This window comes from Gardnerella sp. DNF01144 (genome assembly GCF_049244245.1).
GTDB classification, from domain to species: domain Bacteria; phylum Actinomycetota; class Actinomycetes; order Actinomycetales; family Bifidobacteriaceae; genus Bifidobacterium; species Bifidobacterium piotii.
The window spans coordinates 1,335,891-1,359,783 of the sequence record NZ_CP058390.1 but is presented as its reverse complement, the minus strand read 5'-3'; the positions used below and the strand labels follow the sequence as shown (position 1 = coordinate 1,359,783).

Genomic DNA, 23,893 nt, shown 5'->3' with positions numbered 1-23,893 from the left:
AATTTAATGTCTTTTTAGTTCAATTCTTAATGATTACTCAGCCAGAATTTTGTCAAAATTCAAAATAAATTCAATTTTATGCTTGCAAAATGAGTTTTGACGCGTAAAATTGTCTTTTAATCGCCTCAAAGTTCAATTTATAGCTTCTATTTTGAACTTTGTTGTAAATTTGTTCAATTTAAGAATGCTGATTTTATGAGCTTCTATAAAATGGCATAAAGAAAGACGGATTATGGCACAAAATTTTGCAAACGACCTTAAAAAGGCCATGAAAATCAAAGGATACAAGCAGATTGACGTAATCGAGCTTGCAGCAAAAAGCGGCCATAAGCTTGGCAAAAGCCAATTAAGTCAATATTTAAGCGGCAAAACTGAACCTCGCAAAGACGTGCGAGATATGCTTGCACAAATTCTTGAAATTAGCGACGACGGAATCAAAGGTGGCCATTATTGCGCAAAAACCGCGCAAAAGTCGCAAGCAGATTGCAGCGATCAGCACGAGGAAAATCGCCCATTAACAGAAGATGAGCTTTCTGAAGCACTCAAAAATAGAAACTTCAACAAATCCACCAAACTTGAGCACGTGCTCTACGACGTTCGCGGCCCTGTTGTAGAAGAAGCAAACCGCATGGAAGCAAACGGAACGCATATTTTAAAGCTCAACATTGGAAATCCTGCGCCTTTTGGCTTCCGCGCTCCAGACGAAGTGATTTACGATATGCAACAGCAGCTTATTGACTGCGAAGGCTACTCGGATAGCCGCGGACTTTTCTCTGCGCGCAAGGCGATTATGCAATACGACCAGCTTAAGGGTATTCCAGGCGTACAAATGGAAGATATTTACACTGGAAACGGCGTTTCCGAGCTGATTAATCTTTCTATGCAAGCGTTGCTTGATTGCGGCGACGAGATTCTTATACCAAGCCCAGACTATCCTCTGTGGACCGCGTGCGCGAGCCTGGCTGGCGGCACTCCTGTGCACTACATGTGTGACGAAAAGTCGCATTGGTACCCAGATATTGCCGACATTCGCTCTAAAATCACGCCTCGCACTAAAGCAATCGTGATTATTAACCCGAATAATCCCACGGGCGTGCTGTATAGTCGCGAAATTTTGGAAGAGATTGTTAAGGTTGCGCGCGAGTTTAATTTGATTATTTTTGCGGACGAGATTTACGACCGTCTTGTTATGGACGGCAAGAAGCATATTTCGATTGCTTCTCTCGCTCCAGACGTATTCTGCGTAACTTTTAGCGGACTTTCTAAGTCGCATATGATTGCTGGCTTCCGTATTGGTTGGATGAGTCTTTCGGGAGATAAATCCAAGGCTCGCGACTACATTATGGGGCTTAACATGCTGTCTAATATGCGCTTGTGCTCGAACGTTCCTGCGCAGTCGATTATTCAGACTGCTTTGGGCGGATACCAGAGCGTTGAAAAGTATTTGGAGCCGGGCGGTCGCGTGTATGAGCAGCGCGAGTATTGCTATAACGCACTTCAGGAGATGGATGGCGTAAGCGTTGAGCGACCAGATGCTGCTTTCTACATGTTTGTAAAACTCGATCCTGCTCGCTACAACATTCACGACGACGAACAGTTTGCGCTTGATTTGCTGCGCGATCAGAAGTTGCTGATTGTGCACGGAAAAGGCTTTAATTGGCAGACTCCAGGTTACTTCCGCGTAGTCTATTTGCCACGCTTGCAAACGCTTCGCGATGCAATGGGCAAACTCTCCAGCTTCCTCTCCTACTATCGCCAGTAATTTATGCATCTTGCTTGCAAACTGCAATAAAACACTCATTTCGCTCACAGTCCATAAAAAGGTGTAAATAAAGGTGTACATATCGAAAGACACATATCATTCATAATATGAAAGAAAGAAAAGTAAGAAGAGTAAGCAATGAACACTGCAGCACGAGTACGATCGGGGTTGGTTATATCCGTTTTATCGCTTAATGCTTTTCTTTTAACAAGCTGTAGATTTGGCGTGAGTCTATATCTTTTAATGCATGTCGACTTATCTCACGCAGCACTTAACGCGGTATCGGTAGCACTTATGACCTGCATAGCAGCACCGCTTGGCGGCATTATCGCAGATAAATATCCACCAACTAGATTGTTTATAGCGCTAACGTTTTGTTTTGCCTTGTTGTGTACTGGATACGGTTTCGCTCTAGTAGCACAGCATAATCTTATTGCTATTATGGTTACGCTACTCGGCATAATATTCGGATTCTTTACTGCATTTTCTTCGCCTAATCAAAAAGTATTAATGGCATATAGCGTACCAACTGGAGAAAAAACCAAATTTTTAGCAAGCGTGCGTATGTGGATTAATCTCAGCAGGCTTGCTACACCAGCGATTACTGGCATATTTGTTGATATATGCAATCCTCTCATTTTCTTTACGAGCATTGCTATTGTGATGATATTAGCGGCGCTACCTCTACTGTTAGTTAATCTAAACCAGCAAGCACAAAATAGCGCAAACAATAAAACAGGAAGCAATAAAACTGCTGGTTTTGCAGCTTCTCTATACTATATGAAATCTACACCATGGTTAATAGTCTTAGGAGTAGTATCCGCATTACAATCAGGCTCATGGCTTGCTGCATTCAGACTAATGGGAGCACACCATTGTCTTACACTTTTTCATTCGGCATCCACTTGGGGATCAATAGTCAGCATATTTAACATTGGCATGATTGTAGGTTCGCTATTATGCAAATACATTGTGCTGCATTATGAGATTTTATACTCTATTTTATTACCTGGATTCCTTTCTATTCCTTTACTTATTTTTGCACTCAATAATTGGATTACTCTTTTTCTTTGCTCTGCTTTCATTGCAGGTATTATTTTTGACGCCACTATTGTCTATGGGCAAACAGCTCTTCTCGACGGCATACCAACACACATTCTCGGCGCAACTACTACTTTTACTTCTATTATGGAGCAATGCGGCATTATCGTAGGGTATGCAAGCGTACTAGCATGGGGAAATCTAAATTCATCATTATTCATAATGATTGCTTCTGGCGTAATACTTGTTTCAACAGGTATAGCCTTATGGATTATTCAAGCTCGTAAACAAACATACCCATCAATGCTTACCAAAGATTATTGGACACCATCAACATGGGTAAAAAGAAGCATATAACAAGCTATTTAGCGCGAAAGCACAATAAAGCTATACAAATGCAATTACATCACAGGACAATTAGTTTGCACATCCTGTTGGAATCCTGACGGATCTCCTAGTTTTGCTTTACGCATGTGCTCTTTGAAAAAGTTTCTCGTTGCATCATCACAACGATCTGGACCCATAAACGGCATGCTAGGCACTTTTTCGAGCTCACGCAAAGCTTTACTTGCCGCTTGTTCATCACTAGCATACGTATCTAGCCATTGCCGCTCCCAAGCACACTGATAATAATTAGATGCTTGCGTATCACCATATCCACTCTGGAACTGGCTGTCTTTTTCTTCTCCAACCAAGTTTGCAGGAGCTTTATATTTTTCAGGCCAACTAAGCTTTGCAACGGACTCCTGGTATTCCTTCTCTATATGAGCAAAATCAACAGTCTCTCTAGGTGAACTATTTTGCGAGCGCGCGCCACCCATACCACTCGCATTATTGTTGCCTATTCCTCCACACGCATTAAACATAAGAAGCGCACTAAGCACACCAACAATAAGAGTTGCTTTACCAATATTATGATTATTCATTATTCCTTCTTTCTTATTTTTTGAAAATTAACGCAATGCTAATGCTGGTTGTAAACGCGATGCTTTTATTGCTGGCACCGCACTTCCAGCAAGCGCTGTAATAAAAGCCGCAATAACAGCTCCAATAGCGGCTTCATATGGGTAAACTGGCGGACTAACTGGGCTTGCTGCATCCCAAAAACTTGATGCTATAGACACAAGGCCAAAAGAAACAGCAACAGCAGCAATCGAAACTATCAGCGCTAAAATAATCGCGCTGCCTAACACGAGTGAAGCAATCGACCATCTAGTAGCACCCAAAGCTCTGCGTATAAGCAGTTCATGTGTGCGCTGCTCCAACGATGCTAAACCAATATTGATTAAACCTAGCGCGGAAACAAAAAGCAATAATGCTGCTACGATAGCAAAACTTAATTGCAATACTGTTATAACATTCTCGTAATCATCACTATTATCATGTCTTCTAATTTCGTTTACTTGTCCACCACAACAGTCGTAAAGAGCATCTGAAACATAAGATTTAATTGATTTTTGAGAACGATTTTCTTTATTCAACCAGTAGATTGAGCCTTGAGACGATTTTCCAGAATATTCCCAAAGAGTTGGAGCATAACGTAATAATCCTAGAATATTCACGTATACTTTTGCTGAGTCTACACCATCGTTCACAACTCCAACAATCCTTATAGGACTCATTTGTGTTGTTTTGCGAGAAGTAATAAATGCTACTTCACCAATCTTGTATCTTTTGCTGGCAGATTGGTTTACTACCATTTCTAATGCGTTGCTTTTATCGCTATTACTAAACCATCTTCCACTTACAATAGGTAAGTTATAAACTTTGTTGTATCCTGCCGTAGTGTAAACAGCGTCAGTATATTGAAGATTGCCAGTCTTATATTCTTTGCTTATTTTTACACTCTTCGAGGCTGGCATAGAAGCGCTAAACAGTAGTCCAGTGTTTGGTTGTAGCATAACGTTAGCGTTACGGTTTGCGGATTCAATGCGATTTAAGAATTTGTTAAATACTGAATATTCGTCAAAATTTTGTGCTGAAAAAGTAATCTCATATGTTGGTCTACGACCGTTTAGCTGTTCGTTAGTTGCAATAAGATAGTCCTTACCAACCGTGCCGATAAGCACTGACGCAATAACGGCAATGATGCCGATAAACATTGAAAAACCTGTGAGGAAGGATCTCATAGGAGACAGGCGTAAATCTTTAAGCAGCATGATCATAAAGAACACCGCCTTCCATAGTAAAAATGTGAGAGCAAGAACGAGCCACTTTCATATCATGAGTGACTAATAGTAATGTTGTTCCAGATTCTTGAACACGATCATGCAACACTTGAAGCACTTTTTCTCCCGTACTACTATCGAGCGCACCAGTTGGCTCATCGCAAATAAGTAATTCGGGATTAGTGACGAGAGCACGCGCTATCGCGACTCTCTGCTGTTCACCGCCTGATAGCCTTCCAGGGTATTCGTTTAGTTTATCTTGCAATCCAACATCACATAATGCTTCTTCTATCGTTTTTCTTCTTGTCTGCTTGCTTTGTTGTAGTCCTGCGTATAAAAGCGGCAACTCAACATTTTCTCTAATACTTAAATGCTTAATAAGCGAATAGTTTTGAAAAACAAAACCAATATTTCGAGCGCGCATATGCGATACTGTATTATCACTACACTTTTGGATTGACTTGCCAGAATAATAGTATTTTCCAGTAAAATTTTTATTCAAAAATCCAATAATAGAAATAAGACTCGTTTTGCCAGATCCAGACCTGCCAACTACCGCGTATGTTTCACCTTGATTAAGTAACATAGAAGCAGAGCTAACAGTGGTAAGCCATTCGCCATTGCCTAGTTTTACACGCGCTGACACGTCTTGTAGTTCAACCAGTGGAACAGGATTGTTCTCCATAATCATTGCACTCCTGGAATGAGATCAGGAGAAACACCTGCTACAACATCACCCTCATTCAAGCCAGACGTAATTTCAATATTAGCGCCGTCACTGATTCCAAGACCAACTTCTTTGCGCTCCCAATTATCGCCTTTCTTGTATGAGACTAAGCCTTTTTGGACTCTTCCAGCAACCGCACTAACGGGCAGTGTTAGAACTGATTGTTTATGCTTGCCATTAAAAACAAGCGTCGCATTTTGACCTGATTCTACTTCTGCGCTTTTATCTATTAAACACGTTAAAACTTTTGACGATACACTAGGTGCACTTTGCAAACTCGACTCATCTGTTTGAGTCGAATCAGCACTATCATTCTTGCTACTACCCGAGGCTGCAATATCGGTAGAAGTTCCACCGCTTTGTACTATTTGCAAACAATTGGTTGGCCCAACACCATCTTCAACTTGGAAGCGACCTTTAACATCTGTAATATCCGCAGAACGAAGTAAAGATTTTGCATTAAGGCTTATTGAAAAACCTTCATATTTAAGAGTGAATAGTGGGAAAGATTTAGGCACGTCCGCAGATGATTCAGCTACTGACACAACTTTAGCGTCTACGGGAGCAATAATTTTGTTACCAGCATTGTAGCCTAGAACACTTCCAGCTTTTACAGTACTGCCTGCTTTTACCGATGGAGAAAAATTCCCTCTACTTACAGCAGTAATAACAAAGGTAGACGATTGCTCTATTGCTGCTTTACCCGACACAACTTGTGTTAAAGGCTGTTTTTTGACTGAAACAAGTGGAACTGAATCGTGTTGTGCCTGCTGCTGACTATTATCAACTGCTCTACCAGAGCATGCAGTAAGCAAACACACTGGCAGAGCAGCAAGCAAGAGTACTGTCGTAAACTTACGCATAACACAAATCTCCTTACTCGCCAAACTCGTAGACACATAGTATGCGTCGAAACGAGTCTCTCAAACTGATCAAAAATAAATAAAGTGCTTGATAATGCTACGATTAACGCTTTTATGATTGACACTTTATTGAGGATTTCAGCTTTTGCTTAATAGCCTATAATCGCCGTAAAGAGTTTGCATCACACTAAATGATGATTTTATTTATGATTCTTGGAACTTGCGTAGTACCAGAGAATGATTTGTTCTGCATAGAGTTTATACACTACTAAGCGACTTACTTGCGCATAGCCTCAACCACATTGCTTTGAATCACTAAGCTTTAAGCGAACTTATTCGCTGCGGAGTAACCCCGTAAGCTCCAAGCAACTACCTTTATACAATCTGCTTTGTAAAGGTTTTCCTAGACAAGATATTCATCATACAAATTCAAGTACTATTATTACTTAAATAATGCTTTTCTAAAGGAGCAATATGATAGCAAAGCATATTACTGTTGGCATTGTTGATGATGATTGTTTTTGTCTACACGGCCTAAAAACATATATTGAACAGGTTGTTCCGTCCTGCAGTATTTGCTGGTTATCCGCGTACGCCAATCAAGCAATTCAGTTTTGTCAAAATCAATGCCCAGACGTATTGCTAATTGACATGTATATGTCTGGTGTTTCGGGAATTAAAATATTATACGAATTGCGAAGAAGATACTCACTCCCAATAATAATTGCTATAACTTCATTCCCTATCAACGATTATGCTTTAAAAGCATCAACAGCAGGCGCACAAGGCATTATTGGAAAGAACCACCCAGAAACTATTTGCGCCATGCTTAGCAGTATTGCCCATGGCACATTCAAGCCACAAATAATAGGCGATCTTCATTTTGACGACACGACGACAGCATTTCAACGTCTGCAAAATAAACCAAAAAATGGACGCCTTGCTTTAACGGATCATGAGACTGAAATTGTAAAGTTGTGCAGTAAAGGAATGACTAATGCGCAAATCGCCAAACGTTTATTTGTTGAAACTTGTACTGTGGAAACTATCCTTCGTCGCGTATTCAAAAAATTGAATGTGACAAATCGTTCACAACTTATTACTACATGGCTGCATGATGAATATTTAGGAAATGATACACAATGATTATTTTCTTAATGCGTCGTTTACGAGAAAAGCTTATTGACAATAAAACATTTTTACTATTGGGATGTTTGTCGAGCGCAATGGATGCGTATATTTACTCAAATAGCGACAATAGCACAATACAACTTGTTATAGTTTACATGATTCTTGCTGCTATAAATCTGTTTCTTTGCTTGCTCCCGCATTTTATGAGCATGTGCTATATTTTTGTACACCTCAGCATTCTTGTTATTCCTAGTCTGAATCTTCCACCAGTAACTTTCGGGCTCATCATATCATTTGTTTTTATTTCGTATTTATATCCGATTCAATTTACACTACCTTTATTCTTAGTAATAGATGCATTACACTACATTGCATACCGATACCTATCAACTTTATCTTTCAAGTATCTTATTGCTTACCTTTTAATAAATATATTTTGCGTTTGCACTGGTATTATTTTGCGCATTTCTCACCAAAAAATGGTTCTTTATGAAAAAGATAAGCAAACAATTAATAATCTTCATCTGGCTGTGCGAATGCACGATAGATTAACTAATAAGATTGCAGATATTGCACTACAAAGTAAAATAGCATTACTTGACAAGTCTATTTCTAAAAAGCAGCGAGAAGCTATTGAGGCAATAAATGATTTGGCAGATCAGGCTTTTGAAGAAGGACATAATATTATCGACATTCTACGCGAAAATACTGCTAAGCAAGATGCTCGAAGCGAGTTCATTCAGCACATTGAAGATACGCTACAAATGAACGACTCAATCAATACATCTTGTGGATTAAAAGGAAGATCAATATGCAATATATCTAGTAACGATATTCCTGAAGACATTAGCAATGAAATCATCTGTGAAGTTATTGAATTAATCGAAGAACTATATTTGAACATGCGAAAATATGCTTCTTTAGTTTATTACATCAGAATTTCGATACGTAAAAAACAAATTGTTATAAAACAGTTCAATGTTAGATTTTTGGGCGGGAAAAGTAAAGATGCAATTCGCTCAGTATCTCAAAAAGGACTTCTACTTCATCGCGATATCATAAAGCATTTAGGCGGTTCACTCTATCTTCGAGCCTTTGGTAAGTATTGGGAATGTAATGCAGTTATTCCTTTCAAAAATGAACATAACTGTATAGATAGCATGGCTTACTGATTCAGTTTAAAAGATTAATGAATCTTAAGCAGTTTTAGATAGTAATTATTTGTAAAGGTTTTCCTAGACAAGATATTGTTTACCTTTTAGCACGCCATTAATTTATAAGTTGTAAAGGTTTGATATACACAATTATTTTCTTTTATTAGAAAGAGAAGAATATGAGTAATTTAGAAGATACAAAAGCACAAATTCCATCCGTATTTTGGACAATAGCCAATGGTGTATTTCTTGCTAGCGGAATTGCGCTGATTGTAATGCGTAATGATTATCTATGGGGAGTACCTCAAATTATCGCTGGATTATTTGGTCTTGCAACCATGTTTCTCATTAAAAAACCGTGGTGCGCGCAACTATATTTTATAGTATCTTCACTGGCCGTAATAGCAAATGGACTTATGGAAATATTCGGCATAATCCACGGATCTGGATACGGTTATGTTCCGCTGATTATTGGCATAATTGTGCTTCTATTTATAGGCCTTGATAAGGATGAAAGTTCAAAAGCTCTTGGAATTGCCAAGAATAAATAAAAGCATTAGACTGCGATTTTAACTTAAAAAATATCGCAATTTTCAAAGGTCAAGTTGTAGCCACACATCCTACGGCTTGACCTTTACTTATTTATTCGCTATTGATTTGTTTTGCATAGAGTTTATACACTACTGAGCAACTTACTTGCGCATAGCCGCAACCGCATTACATTAAGTTACTAAGATTTAAGCGAGCTTATTCGCTGCGGAGTAACCCCCGTAAGCTCTGCAACATCACGAACCGTCAATCCCTGATTCCTTAGTATACGAACTGTTTCACGCATAAGTATAGACGCTTCTTCTTGAGTTTTTATAGCTGCAGATTTTGCATCTAGCATATGTTGAAGCATAAGCTCATCTTGCTCACTAAGTTTCGGAATTACTTTCACGCCATTGACTTTAACATTTAAAGTTGCAGCAGCATCTTTTACCATTGCTGCAACCTGATCCAGCCTACGCACTTGAGTAAACAATCCTGGTATTTCCGGCACTTCTATAGCCCACCAGTCATCGCATCTGCGAGCTATAGCGGTCACCATTTGCAAACAAGTCGTTGCATTATCATGCTCAGTGGCACTCATTGATTGAGTCTTTTCTCCAACTCTTTTCGCTTCACACATATAAGTATATGCCTATTTATCAATTAAGTAAATAGGCATTGCATACAAAATCAGCACAATGAAGCTATAAAGCACACATGACGCTTCTTCACTCAGCCATTGCCAAGACTAAAGCATATTGCATTAAGTCACCGCTTAAGACTGTCTTCGTTAAGCAAAAAATCGAATAGATCCATGGTGACTACCCCACGATTATCTCTTGTAGCATGCAATCCATTTTTCGTAACTACTATCTTTTTGAAAGAATTATCAATATAGTAAAGCGAGCGCTTTTCTTGCAATGATTTTTCTTCCGTCGTCATAGCGAGCGCAGATTGTATATAATATTTTTCACTTCCCAAAGTAGCAATAAAATCTATTTCCAAAGATTTTTGCGCATAAATATCATGGTTATTTTTATCTTTTCGACCAGTATTTTCAGCAATATTCATTTCGCCAATATCCACGTTATATCCGCGATATCTTAACTCGTTGTATATAACATTTTCCATAATATGCGACTCTTCGATTTGCCTAAAATTAAGCAAAGCGTTGCGTACTCCAATGTCTTCAAAGTAAATCTTGAACAAGGAATCAATGTATTTTTTGCCCTTAATATTGTACTTTTGAGCTTTGCTTACAAGAAAAGCATCACTGTAGTAGTCTATAAAACGACTAACAGTTGCTGAAGTAATTTCTCCATATCCGTGGCTAATAAACGTGTTAGAAAGTTTCCTTGGGTTAACAGGAGCGCCTATTGACGAAGCTATTACTTGCAAAGTTTCAAAAAGCGCCTGCTCTTTTCGCACGCCGTTTCGCTGAACTACATCTTTCAAATAAGTTTCTTTAACAAGATTTTCAAGGTATTTTATTTGTTCCTCAACATTTTGCATTCTAGCTACAAGCGGTATCCCGCCAGCAACAATGTAATCTGCCCAAGATTCCGAAACCGTTTTGCTAGAACTTTCCATGTATTCAGCAAAAGTAAGAGGTTGAACGTGAACTTCTGTGCTCCTCCCCTTAAATTCAGTAACAATGTCCGATGAAAGAAAACGGGAGTTAGATCCAGTAACATATATGTCTAAATTTGCATGCCTTAAGTAACTGTTAAGTGTGCCAACAAAATTATCAAGCAATTGCACTTCGTCGAGGAAAATGTAAAACTTGTCGCTATCATTTATTTGCGATGCAATGTAGCGACGGAACACTTTAGCATTGATAACGTAGCCAAGTTTTTTATCTGCGATTTTTACCGGTTCGCCATTTGCAAATGGCTCAAGACGATCAATATCTTCATCTGCATCAAAGGCAAACCGAATAATATTATTCTGCAAAACGCCTTGAGAAATAAGAGAATTATAGAACAGCTCATTAAGAATGAACGATTTTCCTGCTCTGCGCACACCAGTAATGATTTTAACCAGGCCATTCCAACTAAGCTGGTTCAGTTTCTTTATGTACCTTTGACGATTGAAAATCATTCGCATTCCTTTTCTTTCCACTTCTATCTTCAATTTAGCAAAGTACTTTGGGTTTTGCAAGATAGAATTAGCGAAAATGGTGCATATTTGGCAATTCTATCTGATATTTTCCAAAGTACTTTGGGTTTTGCAAGATAGACGATAGAAAAATAGAAAAATAGAAAAATCAACAATAAGAGACATGCGTATTAAAAAAAAATGCGCTGACGCTTTGACTCATCTTCAAATCCTCTAGATGTTGTTAATAAAGACGAAGTCAATGCATCAGCGCTATCAAGTTATCAAGCTATCAAACCATCTACCTCAATGCTCTATGAGCTTGATTAAAGAACTCATACTCGTAAATGCATGAAGTCATATATACTTGAGCAGCAAGAATTCGAGCCTTTGGTCCAGCTTCCTCAAAAGCTCTCTCAACAAATTTAACTGCCATTCTTACTCCTGACTCAAAATCATGAGAAGAATACATTGAAATCCAATCATAATATGGGTTTTCAGGAGTATTATTTTTGACTAAAATTTGCCCCACTTCTTCATAAAGCCAATAGCATGGCAATATGGACGCAGCTCCAATCACGTAGTCTTCGGCCATTGTAGAAGCAAGCAAGTGATTTACGTAAGCTAATGTTACTGGAGAGCAAGGCGCATCAATGCTTATATTTCTACTTCCAAGCCAATCTCTGTGCAACTGCGATTCTGCTTCTATACACATAGCTGCACCCGTAGCCCAATGCACTCCAGCTTCATTATCTGGCGTTTTAGCTCCAACAGCAGCTAGCGCACGCGAATAACGCTTCAAGTATTCGGAATCTTGACTTATGTAGAAAGCAAACAAGTCGGAGTCAAGCGTTCCATTGCCTAAAGCCTTAATAAATGGCATTTTCATAATGTTGTTATCAACATCTGCGCTAGCATCCCATAAAGCTTGAGTCCAAGGGCCACAAGGCTCCACATTTGGCTTTCTAGCCTTGCTATGAGCTTTTACGACTACGCTTTGTGGAGTTAATCCATCTAAGCCATTCGCTTGCATATGCTCCCAAGGAGTTGACGAAGAATCTAATTCCAAACGATAATTACGAGCCGCATGGTTCACAGGCCCATGACCTTTGCCAACATGCAAATCTTTACCGCAAGCAATAGCTTCGTTAAGCCATCTTGACGACCATGCTAAAGCATCCGCTACAGTACTGTAATCACTAAGATTCTTCCCTTCTCGCAACGCTAATCCTATGCGCGTAGCGAGCGCAGAGGATAGCGAGCAGCCAGTGCCATGCGTTGTTGTTGTATCAACTCGAGGGCAAGGAACGTGCACTCTGTGGCCATCTGGGAACACAACAGTATTCCCAGCATCTTCGCTTGTTAAGTGACCGCCTTTAACAATAACAATAGTATTGTTTTTTGCGCTCCACTCGCTTGCTTGAGCATAAGCTTCTTCAAAATTAGATGCAGGCTGTTTATCGCATAATACTGCGAGCTCAGGTATGTTTGGCGTAATAACATCCGCAAGAGGCGCAAATTCACGCATTGCGTCTTCTGCAGACTTTTCAAGCAGCCTATCTCCCGAAGTTGCTACCATCACTGGGTCTAACACAACAACAGGAACAGGATGATTCTTAAGCCAATCTTGAACTAGACTAATATATGATTTATCTCCAAGCATGCCGATTTTTACAGCATCAATAGTTACGTCATCAAATACTGCTTCTAATTGCGCTTGCAAAAAGTCGGTTGGAGGAGTGTACACTTCGCGCACACCGCAAGTGTTTTGAGCAACCAAATTAGTTGTTACACACATTGCGAATCCATGAGATGCTGTGATTGATTTTAGATCAGCTTGAATTCCAGCTCCGCCTGTTGGATCAGTTCCAGCAATGCTTAGTACGCGTGGAATAATCGGGTCTTCTAAAGATGGCAAAGAAGATGGCCTTAGGCTTGAATCATATAATTTAGAAATTGATTGCAAAGGTGCTTGAGCTTGCGAAAATTGATTATTCATTATTTTTATTCCTTCGTAATAGCATCGCGTAATTTGTGTGCTTCTTCGCAAGGATTTTGCGCAAGCATTAGAGCAGATACTACGCATAAACCATCTATTGAAGTGCTTTTAATAGGGAACACGGTATTTTCATTAACGCCGCCGATTCCTAACGTGCTAATGCCGAGTTCTTTAGCGCGTTTAGCAATCTTTTCTACTCCTTCAACACCTAAAGCAGGAGCGGCGTCTGGCTTAGTGGCAGTAGGCCAAATCGGACCTATTCCAATAACATCTGGTAATGCCACATTTTCTTTAGCACATTCGTTATAAACGTAATCTAACTGTTCTAACTTTTCTATAGAAAGTCCAACCATCCACTCTGCAGGAATAGACTTACGCGCTTCAATATAAGGCGTATCTGTTTGACCAACATGCAAGTTGAGTCCTAAACTTTTAGCACAATCTATACGATCATCAACAAAAATCGGCACGTCTCCGCAACCATTAGCAAGCATTTTGTCTCGCAAGCTTTGAGCTTTATTGTTAAAAGTTTCGCTATCTGCGTACTTATCGCGCAATTGGACTACGCTTGCTCCACCTTTAACGCAATCAACTGCAATATCTTCTTCGGCTCGGTCGCTCATCTTTGGGTCTGTTATAAAGTATAAAGACCAATCAACAGGGTCGAGTTCAAATTCAATATTCGCTAGTTTCAGCATATCGTCTGCGCTCAAATCCATAAGCGCGTCCATCCATAATGTTCTAAATGACCCTGGCGATGTTGAACGTTGTGCTGCCCAAGTTCCTGCTGCAGCAGCGTGTACGTGAGCGGCAACTGTTGCTGCAAAAGGTCGATTTCGATTCGCTCCAACGTATGCTGCAACCAATGCGCCGAGAGAGCAGCCTGTGCCGACTACTTTCGTCATTATTTCGTGACCGCCAGAAACTCGTGCAGAGCATCCGTGACCATAAATAGCGTCTTTTTCGCCAGAAATAGCCACTACAGAGCCGTATAGTTTAACTAGCTTCTTAGCTGCTGCAACTGCTGAATCAACGGAGTCTCCAGCGTCTACTCCCTTACCGCCACTTTCTTCTCCAGCTAAACCTAAGATTTCTGAAGCGTTTGCGCGGATTACAGCAGGACGACTTTTAACGATTTCGCGCGCGTATTGCGTGCGTGGAGCTAAACCACCAACTGCAACTGGGTCAAGAACCCATGGAGTGTGCGCTTTTACAGCTCCGCGAATCGCAGCATCCATAGATTCTTTGTCTACTGGCCTGTACGTTCCAATGTTTACTAATACACCAGATGCGATTTGAGCAAAGACTTCAGCTTCTTCTGCATCTACGACCATTGCTGGCGATGCTCCAGCAGCTAGCAGAACGTTTGCAGTTATTTCTTGAACAACATTATTCGTTACGCAATGTGTTAGCGGATTTTTTGCGCGTAAAGCTTCGATGCATTCACGTACATCTTGCATGAATTGCTTGCAACGAGCATTAGTTGAGAATTCACTATTTTTAGAGCACGACACAGTAGTCATGATTTTCCCTTCGCTAGTACTAACTAGATCAGGTTCAACGGGTATAATCTCAGCGCCTACGCGCACCCCGAACCTATATTTGACTATATATGTTCGTTATGACGTTATTTATATACGTTAGCAACAGTGTTAAGCATTAAAAAAGCGGGGAGTTGAAACTCCCCGCTAGAAGAATAATGCGGCAGCGTGTTAGTCTCCCACACCCTATCGAGTGCAGTACCCTCACCGTATCAGGCCTTAGCTTCCGGGTTCGGAATGGGGCCGGGCGTCTCACCTGAGCCATGACCACCGCAAAACTAGATTATACACTCACTATAAGCGAGTGGCAAGCTGGCGGTTTGGGAACCGGACATGAACGCGAGCAACAAGAAGAACAATCATCAAAATCAACAACTTAACCATAATCATGACCGTTTAACACTCCATACTATCTAAGAGAATTAAACGATAAGCAATACAAGTAGTATCACAATCGCCCATTAGTACTGGTCAGCTCCACCCCTTACAGGGCTTCCACATCCAGCCTATCAACCACGTGTTCTACATGGGGGCTCACACACAAAGTGCAAGGAATGCTAATCTTGGAGCAGGCTTCCCGCTTAGATGCTTTCAGCGGTTATCCCTTCCAAACGTAGCTAACCGGCAGCGCCACTGGCGTGACGACCGGCATACCAGAGGTTCGTCCACCCAGGTCCTCTCGTACTATGGGCAGGTCTCCTCAACATTCCAACGAGCGCAGAGGATAGAGACCAAACTGTCTCACGACGTTCTGAACCCAGCTCGCGTGCCGCTTTAATCGGCGAACAGCCGAACCCTTGGGACCTGCTCCAGCCCCAGGATGCGACGAGCCGACATCGAGGTGCCAAACCATCCCGTCGATATGGACTCTTGGGAATGATCAGCCTGTTATCCCCGGGGTACCTTTTATCCGTTGAGCGATGCCACGTCCGTACGCCGGCACCGGATCACTATCTCCGACTTTCGTCCCTGCTCGACCCGTCAGTCTCACAGTCAAGCCCGCTTGTGCGATTACACTCAACACCCGATTGCCAACCGGGCTGAGCGGACCATTGAGCGCCTCCGTTACTCTTTAGGAGGCAACCGCCCCAGTTAAACTACCCGCCAGGCACTGTCCCTAACACGGATAACGTGTCGAGGTTAGACGCCAGATATGGAAAGAGCGGTATTTCACTTATCGACTCCACGCAAGCTAGCGCCCACGCTTCACAGCCTCCCGCCTATGCTACACGATCCACACCTAACGACAATACCAAGGTATAGTAAAGGTCCCGGGGTCTTTTCGTCCTTCTGCGCTTAACGAGCATCTTTACTCGTACTGCAATTTCGCCGGGCTCCTGGCCGAGACAGTGGGGAAGTCGTTACGCCATTCGTGCAGGTCGGAACTTACCCGACAAGGAATTTCGCTACCTTAGGATGGTTATAGTTACCACCGCCGTTTACCGGGGCTTAAATTCACCGCTTCGCCAAAGCTAACGGATCCTCTTAACCTTCCGGCACCGGGCAGGCGTCAGAGCGTATACAGCGGCTTACGCCTTCGCACGCTCCTGTGTTTTTGGTAAACAGTCGCTACCCCCTAGCTTGTGCCACCCCCAACAGCTCCGCTTGTAAAAAACATCACCATCAAGGGTCTCCCTTATGCCGAAGGCACGGGAGTAATTTGCCGAGTTCCTTGGCCAGGATTCGCCCGATCGCTTCGGTATACTCTACCAGACCACCAGTGTCGGTTTAGGGTACGAGCGGAATCACACCTCACGTTGAAGCTTTTCTCGGCAAGCAGGATCACCGGAATCAGCCATACGGCCTACCCATCACGCCTCAGCTTAAACATCCCCCGGATTTACCTAGAGGACAGCCCACACGCTTAGCCACGGAAAACCACCTCCGCAGCCGGCTACCTACCCGCGTCACTCCCACGCTAACCTACTACCGATACGCTCCCAACACTAAACCAGAAGAAAACCCCGAAAGGCAATCAACCAGAATAACGAAGGTTAGTACTCTCAGATTCAGTTCGAACGGTGTAACACCGGTACGGGAATATCAACCCGTTCATCCATTCGACTACGCCTGTCGGCCTCGCCTTAGGACTCGACTCACCCGGGGACGACGAACGTGGCCCCGGAACCCTTAGTCATTCAGCGGACAGGATTCACACCTGTCTCTCGCTACTCATGTCTGCATTCTCACTCCCGTATAGTCCACGACAAGTTCACACTGCCGCTTCACCCCATACAGGACGCTCTCCTACCCCGCGTGAAAAATCACGCAGTCGCGTCTTCGGTGGCGTGCTTAAGCCCCGCTACATTGTCGGCGCGGAACCACTAGACCAGTGAGCTGTTACGCACTCTTTCAAGGATGGCTGCTTCTGAGCCAACCTCCTGGCTGTCTATGCGACTCCACATCCTTTCCCACTTAGCACGCGCTTCGGGACCTTAGACGACGATCAGGGCTGTTTCCCTTTTGACGACGGAGCTTATCCCCCGCCGACTCACTGCCATGATAAACCTAACAGGTATTCGGAGTTTGGCTGCTATTAGTACCCGGTATGGGCCCGCAAGCATCCAGTAGCTCTACCCCCTGTAAGCAATAACATGACGCTGCACCTAAATGCATTTCGGAGAGAACCAGCTATCACGGAATTTGATTGGCCTTTCACCCCTAACCCCAAGTCATCCCCCCAGTTTTCAACCTAGGTGGGTTCGGTCCTCCACACGGTCTTACCCGCGCTTCAACCTGCTCAGGGCTAGATCATCCCGCTTCGGGTCCAGGACATGCGACTAAAACGCCTTTTAAAACTCGCTTTCGCTACGGCTCCCCCACCCGGGTTAGCCTCGCCACATACCACTGACTCGCAGACTCATTTTTCGATAGGCACGCCGTCACCCCACAAGAAGGCTCCGACGGATTGTAAGCGCACGGTTTCAGGAACTATTTCACTCCCCTCCCGGGGTGCTTTTCACCTTTCCCTCACGGTACTAGTACACTATCGGTCAGACAGGAATACTTAGGCTTACCCAACGGTCTGGGCAGATTCACGCGGGATTCCACGAGGCCCGCGCTACTTGGGAATAAACATAAAGAGACATCGCACGACCTGCTACGGGGCCATCACCCTCTACGGCTGGGAATTCAATCCCATTCACATAACACGACGTTTTATCACTCTCCTCAACCCCGTCAGAGGCTGAACAGTCAATCCCACGACCCCGAATACGCAACACCTGACGGTTATCACACGTACTCGGTTTAGCCTGATCCGCTTTCGCTCGCCACTACTCACGGAGTATCCTTTCCTGCAGGTACTGAGATGTTTCACTTCCCTGCGTACCCCCCACAAAAACTGTGGTGACCACCCATAACAGTGGCCGGGTCTCCCCATTCGGAAATCCTCGGATCAAAGCCCACTCGGCAGCTCCCCGAGGCATATCGCAGCCCGTCACGTCCTTCATCGGTCCTGTCTACCAAGGCATCCACCATACGCCCTTACCAGTGATACACCAGTAAAAAGCCTATCGCTTAACTCTCTAGACAATAAATCATCACACTAAACGATCACAAAACGATCAAGCGACTCCACCAAAATGGAGCCGGTTGAAATTGATAAAAGTAAAAACAAGCAAAACCAAAAATAGTCTCACTATTCTTACTCGCGTCCACTATCCAGTTCTCAAACCACCAAACACCAAGAACACAAGCCAAAAACAATAAAGCCTCAACCTGTAATCCAAGGGCTAGGACCGCAACCCCAAAACAAGGGGGGTGGCAATCCGGGAACCCAAAAGCATGCCCAACACACTCACAAAACGTTAACTATTGTTTTCCACACCAGTAACCACACTCAACTGAGCGTGCACAAAAACTCCGTAGAAAGGAGGTGATCCAGCCGCACCTTCCGGTACGGCTACCTTGTTACGACTTAGTCCCAATCACGAGCCTCACCTTAGACGGCTCCATCCCAAAAGGGTTAGGCCACCGGCTTCGGGTGCTGCCCACTTTCATGACTTGACGGGCGGTGTGTACAAGGCCCGGGAACGCATTCACCGCGACGTTGCTGATTCGCGATTACTAGCGACTCCGCCTTCACGTAGTCGAGTTGCAGACTACGATCCGAACTGAGACCGGTTTTAAGGGATCCGCTCCATGTCACCATGTCGCATCCCGTTGTACCGGCCATTGTAGCATGCGTGAAGCCCTGGACGTAAGGGGCATGATGATCTGACGTCATCCCCACCTTCCTCCGAGTTAACCCCGGCGGTCCCCCGTGAGTTCCCGGCATAACCCGCTGGCAACACAGGGCGAGGGTTGCGCTCGTTGCGGGACTTAACCCAACATCTCACGACACGAGCTGACGACGACCATGCACCACCTGTGAACCTGCCCCGAAGGGAAACCACATCTCTGCAGTCGACAGGCACATGTCAAGCCCAGGTAAGGTTCTTCGCGTTGCATCGAATTAATCCGCATGCTCCGCCGCTTGTGCGGGCCCCCGTCAATTTCTTTGAGTTTTAGCCTTGCGGCCGTACTCCCCAGGCGGGACGCTTAACGCGTTAGCTCCGACACAGAACCCGTGGAATGGGCCCCACATCCAGCGTCCACCGTTTACGGCGTGGACTACCAGGGTATCTAATCCTGTTCGCTCCCCACGCTTTCGCTTCTCAGCGTCAGTAACAGCCCAGAGACCTGCCTTCGCCATTGGTGTTCTTCCCGATATCTACACATTCCACCGTTACACCGGGAATTCCAGTCTCCCCTACTGCACTCTAGCCCGCCCGTACCCGGCGCAAACCCACCGTTAAGCGATGGGCTTTCACACCAGACGCGACGAACCGCCTACAAGCTCTTTACGCCCAATAATTCCGGATAACGCTTGCGCCCTACGTATTACCGCGGCTGCTGGCACGTAGTTAGCCGGCGCTTATTCGAAAGGTACACTCACCCGAAAGCTTGCTCCCAATCAAAAGCGGTTTACAACCCGAAGGCCTTCATCCCGCACGCGGCGTCGCTGCGTCAGGGTTTCCCCCATTGCGCAATATTCCCCACTGCTGCCTCCCGTAGGAGTCTGGGCCGTATCTCAGTCCCAATGTGGCCGTCCGCCCTCTCAGGCCGGCTACCCGTCGAAGCCTAGGTGGGCCATTACCCCGCCTACAAGCTGATAGGACGCGACCCCATCCCATGCCACTAAACACTTTCCCAACAAGACATGCGTCAAGTTGGAGCATCCAGCATTACCACCCGTTTCCAAGAGCTATTCTGGAGCATGGGGCAGGTTGGTCACGCATTACTCACCCGTTCGCCACTCTCACCAACCAGCAAGCTGGTCGGATCCCGTTCGACTTGCATGTGTTAAGCACGCCGCCAGCGTTCATCCTGAGCCAGAATCGAACCCTCCACGAAAAACTTCAATGAAGAGCCAACATAAGGCTCCAATATAAAAGAAAAAGACGAGACATTCTTTAAGGAAAGAACATCCCAACAAAAAACCTCACCATCATTTAACCATCTCTCAGGCACCCCACAATCTGTGAGGCTGACAATGAACTGGCAATAATTAACTAATAAGTAGTACAGACACGCTCTTGAGTTCTCAAACCACCACCACACCAGCCGGCTCATCAACCTCAACCGAGGAGAACCAGCCGCGCTGAGCAGCAAGAGATAAACTTACACCAAAGCAAGCCCAAAAGCAAATCACACACAAGTCAACAAGCCAAAACCATTGAAACAAAGCCAAAACATCGGCGTGTTGAAAACACGATAAAAACACGATCAAAAACGCCACGCAACCAAACACCAACAAAAACACAACAAAAATAATCCAAAAAAACAAGAAAAACACCCCCAAAAACCAAAACACGGGAGTGTCGCGCAAAATCACACAAGCCAAATACGCAAAATAATCAAAACAAACAGCATATATGCACACAACATGTGCGCGTGCTATATATAGGTATATGAGAAATAGCGAGAAAAACAGCAAGAGCAGCGCACACCATCATATTGTTGTGTTAACAGGCGCAGGAATATCTACAAGCGCGGGCATTCCAGACTTTCGAGGCCCAGATGGAGTTTGGACTAAACACCCAGAGCAAATGAGTGTTTACGATATAGACGCATTTTTAAGCAGCGAAGAAGAACGCATTTACTCTTGGAGATGGCAAAAAGAGTCGCCAGTTTGGAACGCTCAGCCAGGAACAGCGCATAAGTCGCTAGTAAAACTTGAGAAAGCTGGGATGCTGGACTTAATCGCCACTCAAAACTTTGATGCGCTTCACGAAAAAGCTGGAAACAGCCCAGACATTGTAGTGAACTTGCACGGAAGCATTGGAACATCACACTGCATGAGCTGCCACGCGAGCTACAATACAGCCGATATTATGCGCGACTTAGACGCACATCCAGACCCACATTGCAGGCGCGCGCTGCCATACCGCGGAAATATGCCTTGCAACGGTCTTATAAAAACGGACGTTGTATATTTTGGAGAAGCTCTTCCCGAAGGCGCAATGGAACGCAGCGCGCAGGCGATTATGCACGCAAGCGAGCTGTGGGTTATTGGCTCTACGCTAGAAGTGTTTCCAGCTGCAAGCCTTGTGCCACTAGCCGCTCGCGCAGGAGTGCCGATTACAATAATGAACCTGGGCGCTACGCAATACGATTATTTGGCAGAGCGCATAATACGCGAAGATATTGCGAAAGCTCTGCCAAAGTTAGTAGACGAAACTATTGCAAAGTGACTATTGCAAAATAATTATTGCAAGCTAACAGCGATTCCCTCCCAAGGCGCAAGCATGCCATTTTTAAGCGATTTAAGAGCATGATCTGCGCTGTAGGTAGAAATCATCACATCATCATACGATACGCCGTTAGCGGCGATATTACGCAACAATTCGGCGCTTTGAGCAGGTATTGCTACAGCTGAATCCGTCATATTTACCATTACGAGCAACTTCTTTACAGAAGCACAAGGCAAATCGCAAGCAACCGCGCTTGAAGAACTCACACCATGCTCAAGACCTGCCTCATCTGCCACATCTGCCTTAGCATTATCACAAGTCTGCTCAACCTGCCTAATAAACGCGTAAACGCACTCGTCATCCGCATCAATCAAATTCCAAGAGCCAGCCGAAACAACAGGCTGCAAATGGCGCAACTCAATCAAACGCTTGTAGAACGAATAAACAGAATCCGAATCCTCCATCTGCTCAGCAGCATTAATATCTACATAATTAGGATTCACGCTAATCCAAGGCTGCGCATTATTTTGCGACGGAACATTAAAAGGCATAAATCCCGCGTATTTAGACGCATTCCATTGCATTGGAGTTCGAGAATTATCGCGACCGCGCTTTGCGAGCGCATCCATCATAGACTCCGCAGACTGAATATGCGCTTCTTCTACGCGCTGCTTAAACATATTCAACGCTTCCAAATCGCGATACTGCTCAAGACGCGTAAAGTGCGCGTTTGTCATGCCAATTTCTTCACCCTGATACACGTACGGAGTACCGCGATGCATGTGAAGAAGCATTGCAATCGCCTTAGCAGAAAGCACGCGCATCTCATCGCTAGCCTCACTACCCCAGCGAGAAAGCGCACGCGGCTGATCGTGATTATTAAAGAACAGGCTCGCCCAACCAGCCTCGCTAACTGCTTGCTGCTGATCTGCCATTGCGCGCTTTAATGTAGTCAACTTAAGAGGAGTAGGATTCCACTTAGTTCCATTTGCGCAATCAACATTAACTTGATCGAACAAGAAGAGCATGTCTAGCTCGCCATTAGAAGGATTTGTAATATAAGTGTTTCGATGCGCGGAAATTCCAGGAGCTTCGCCAACAGTTAAGAAACCTTCGCGACCTTTGAAAACCGCTTCGCGCATCTCGCGCAAAAACTCGTCTAAACGAGGGCCATCGGAGCAGAAGAAATACGGAGAAGAGTAGCCGTCATCGCCTGCTGGCGCATCTTCAATCTGCGAACCGTACTCACCTGGCAAACGCCCTTCGCTATCTACGCGCTTAGAAATTTGCGTAATAACATCCATGCGGAAGCCGTCAATTCCGCGATCCATCCACCAATTCATCATCTTGTACACGGCAGCGCGAACCGCAGGATTTTCCCAATTCAAATCTGGCTGCTTTGGAGAGTACTGATGGAAGTAATATTCGCCGCGCTTTGGATCATACGTCCACGCCGAGCCGCCAAAATACGAACCCCACTTATTTGGCTCCGCACCTGGCTCTCCAGGCACGCATCCTTTGCGCGCTGGCCTCCACCAATACCAATCCGCGTAGTCGCTAGAAGAATCTCTTGAAGCCTGGAACCAAGCGTGCTCGTCGGAAGTGTGATTTACTACCAGATCCATAACAACTTTAAGCCCGCGCTTGTGCGCTTGTGCTAAAAGATCGTCCATATCTTCTAGAGTGCCAAAAAGCGGATCAATATCTTGATAATCGGAAATATCGTAGCCGTTATCGTCTTGTGGAGACTTGTAAACAGGGCTAAGCCAAAGCACGTCAACGCCTAAATCCGCCAAATAGTCAAGACGCGAAGTAATGCCCTTCAAATCGCCAATGCCGTCGCCGTTAGTGTCTTGAAAGCTTCGCGGATAAATCTGATACACAACTGCATTTGCCCACCAAGGGTTTGGCGTAGCGCCATTTGTGCGCACGGATTGCGGCAAGTTCGCTCTGTTAAAAGTAGTCATACATTCCCCATTAATTTACGTTAATAAGTATTTTTATTGCAGTTTTATTTATTATGCATAATTTTATTTATTGAATAGTATTTATGATTTTAGACTCTAAATTCTATCAGCATACTGTATATTACGCGCAAAATATAAAAAAGCGGCCCGCAGTAAAAACTACGAGCCGTGCCTC

The 23,893-nt window shown here is 44.1% G+C and carries 16 protein-coding genes, 3 rRNA genes and 1 riboswitch; of the genes, 6 read left to right on the top strand and 13 right to left on the bottom strand.

All coding sequences use genetic code 11. From position 1 onward, the window contains the following. Positions 1 to 232: 232 nt before the first annotated feature. Positions 233 to 1,762: an aminotransferase class I/II-fold pyridoxal phosphate-dependent enzyme gene (locus HXT36_RS05630; protein WP_421778729.1), complete on the top strand. Its 1,530-nt coding sequence runs from the start codon at positions 233 to 235 to the stop codon at positions 1,760 to 1,762. 138 nt (positions 1,763 to 1,900) lie between these two features. Beyond that, the gene (locus HXT36_RS05625; protein ID WP_421778728.1) at positions 1,901 to 3,160 is read left to right on the top strand and encodes an MFS transporter; all 1,260 of its coding nucleotides are present in this window, start codon (positions 1,901 to 1,903) and stop codon (positions 3,158 to 3,160) included. Positions 3,161 to 3,204: 44 nt separating this feature from the next. On the opposite strand, the gene HXT36_RS05620 is transcribed toward HXT36_RS05625, so the two are convergent. From HXT36_RS05620 to HXT36_RS05605, 4 genes are read right to left on the bottom strand one after another with little or no spacing between them, the layout of a single operon-like run. Beyond that, complete coding sequence (locus tag HXT36_RS05620; protein WP_016636350.1) at positions 3,205 to 3,729, bottom strand: hypothetical protein; 525 nt, start codon at positions 3,727 to 3,729, stop codon at positions 3,205 to 3,207. A 27-nt stretch (positions 3,730 to 3,756) separates the two neighbouring features. Continuing rightward, positions 3,757 to 4,968, bottom strand: a complete 1,212-nt coding sequence (locus tag HXT36_RS05615; protein WP_016636351.1) for an ABC transporter permease — start codon at positions 4,966 to 4,968, stop codon at positions 3,757 to 3,759. Continuing rightward, a complete protein-coding gene (locus tag HXT36_RS05610) occupies positions 4,952 to 5,662 on the bottom strand; it encodes an ABC transporter ATP-binding protein (RefSeq protein ID WP_016636352.1) in 711 nt (236 codons plus the stop codon). The genes HXT36_RS05615 and HXT36_RS05610 overlap by 17 nt, the downstream gene beginning before the upstream one ends. Next, positions 5,659 to 6,561 carry an efflux RND transporter periplasmic adaptor subunit gene (locus tag HXT36_RS05605; protein WP_421778727.1) on the bottom strand — a complete coding sequence of 301 codons (903 nt, stop codon included), beginning with the start codon at positions 6,559 to 6,561 and terminating at the stop codon, positions 5,659 to 5,661. Before HXT36_RS05605 ends, HXT36_RS05610 begins: the two co-directional genes overlap by 4 nt. Before the next feature lie 474 nt (positions 6,562 to 7,035). On the opposite strand from HXT36_RS05605, the gene HXT36_RS05600 reads away from it, so the two are divergent. The 3 genes from HXT36_RS05600 (at position 7,036) to HXT36_RS05590 (ending at position 9,397) form a co-directional block, all read left to right on the top strand. Continuing rightward, on the top strand, positions 7,036 to 7,707 hold the full coding sequence (locus HXT36_RS05600; protein ID WP_016635818.1) for a response regulator transcription factor: 672 nt from the start codon (positions 7,036 to 7,038) through the stop codon (positions 7,705 to 7,707). After that, a complete protein-coding gene (locus HXT36_RS05595; protein WP_421778726.1) occupies positions 7,704 to 8,864 on the top strand; it encodes a histidine kinase in 1,161 nt (386 codons plus the stop codon). The genes HXT36_RS05600 and HXT36_RS05595 overlap by 4 nt, the downstream gene beginning before the upstream one ends. 161 nt (positions 8,865 to 9,025) lie before the next feature. Further along, on the top strand, positions 9,026 to 9,397 hold the full coding sequence (locus HXT36_RS05590) for a hypothetical protein (protein WP_004112863.1): 372 nt from the start codon (positions 9,026 to 9,028) through the stop codon (positions 9,395 to 9,397). A 179-nt stretch (positions 9,398 to 9,576) separates the two neighbouring features. Here the strand turns inward: HXT36_RS05590 and HXT36_RS05585 are convergent, their stop codons facing one another. The 8 genes from HXT36_RS05585 to HXT36_RS05550 form a co-directional block, all read right to left on the bottom strand. Then, the gene (locus HXT36_RS05585; protein ID WP_421779246.1) at positions 9,577 to 9,978 is read right to left on the bottom strand and encodes an XRE family transcriptional regulator; all 402 of its coding nucleotides are present in this window, start codon (positions 9,976 to 9,978) and stop codon (positions 9,577 to 9,579) included. 167 nt (positions 9,979 to 10,145) lie between these two features. Further along, complete coding sequence (locus tag HXT36_RS05580) at positions 10,146 to 11,477, bottom strand: ATP-binding protein (protein ID WP_032813134.1); 1,332 nt, start codon at positions 11,475 to 11,477, stop codon at positions 10,146 to 10,148. Positions 11,478 to 11,775: 298 nt separating this feature from the next. Further along, a complete protein-coding gene (locus tag HXT36_RS05575; RefSeq protein WP_016839832.1) occupies positions 11,776 to 13,473 on the bottom strand; it encodes a bifunctional hydroxymethylpyrimidine kinase/phosphomethylpyrimidine kinase in 1,698 nt (565 codons plus the stop codon). Between the two features lie 5 nt (positions 13,474 to 13,478). Beyond that, positions 13,479 to 14,996, bottom strand: coding sequence for a hydroxyethylthiazole kinase (gene thiM, locus HXT36_RS05570; RefSeq protein ID WP_421778725.1), 1,518 nt, complete (start codon positions 14,994 to 14,996; stop codon positions 13,479 to 13,481). Beyond that, positions 14,984 to 15,076: riboswitch (TPP riboswitch) on the bottom strand. It overlaps the preceding gene by 13 nt. A 96-nt stretch (positions 15,077 to 15,172) precedes the next feature. Then, positions 15,173 to 15,289, bottom strand: a 5S ribosomal RNA gene (gene rrf / locus HXT36_RS05565). Between the two features lie 167 nt (positions 15,290 to 15,456). Then, positions 15,457 to 18,514: ribosomal RNA gene (locus HXT36_RS05560) — 23S ribosomal RNA — on the bottom strand. 370 nt (positions 18,515 to 18,884) lie between these two features. Further along, positions 18,885 to 20,411, bottom strand: a 16S ribosomal RNA gene (locus HXT36_RS05555). The 16S, 23S and 5S rRNA genes sit together here, the layout of an rRNA operon. A 190-nt stretch (positions 20,412 to 20,601) precedes the next feature. Continuing rightward, positions 20,602 to 20,901 (bottom strand): hypothetical protein, encoded by a 300-nt coding sequence (locus HXT36_RS05550; protein WP_421778724.1) that lies wholly within the window; start codon positions 20,899 to 20,901, stop codon positions 20,602 to 20,604. A 67-nt stretch (positions 20,902 to 20,968) separates the two neighbouring features. On the opposite strand from HXT36_RS05550, the gene HXT36_RS05545 reads away from it, so the two are divergent. Then, positions 20,969 to 21,751, top strand: coding sequence for an SIR2 family NAD-dependent protein deacylase (locus HXT36_RS05545; protein WP_421778723.1), 783 nt, complete (start codon positions 20,969 to 20,971; stop codon positions 21,749 to 21,751). A 14-nt stretch (positions 21,752 to 21,765) separates the two neighbouring features. Here the strand turns inward: HXT36_RS05545 and HXT36_RS05540 are convergent, their stop codons facing one another. Next, positions 21,766 to 23,718 carry an alpha-glucosidase gene (locus tag HXT36_RS05540; RefSeq protein ID WP_421778722.1) on the bottom strand — a complete coding sequence of 651 codons (1,953 nt, stop codon included), beginning with the start codon at positions 23,716 to 23,718 and terminating at the stop codon, positions 21,766 to 21,768. Between the last annotated feature and the right edge of the window lie 175 nt (positions 23,719 to 23,893).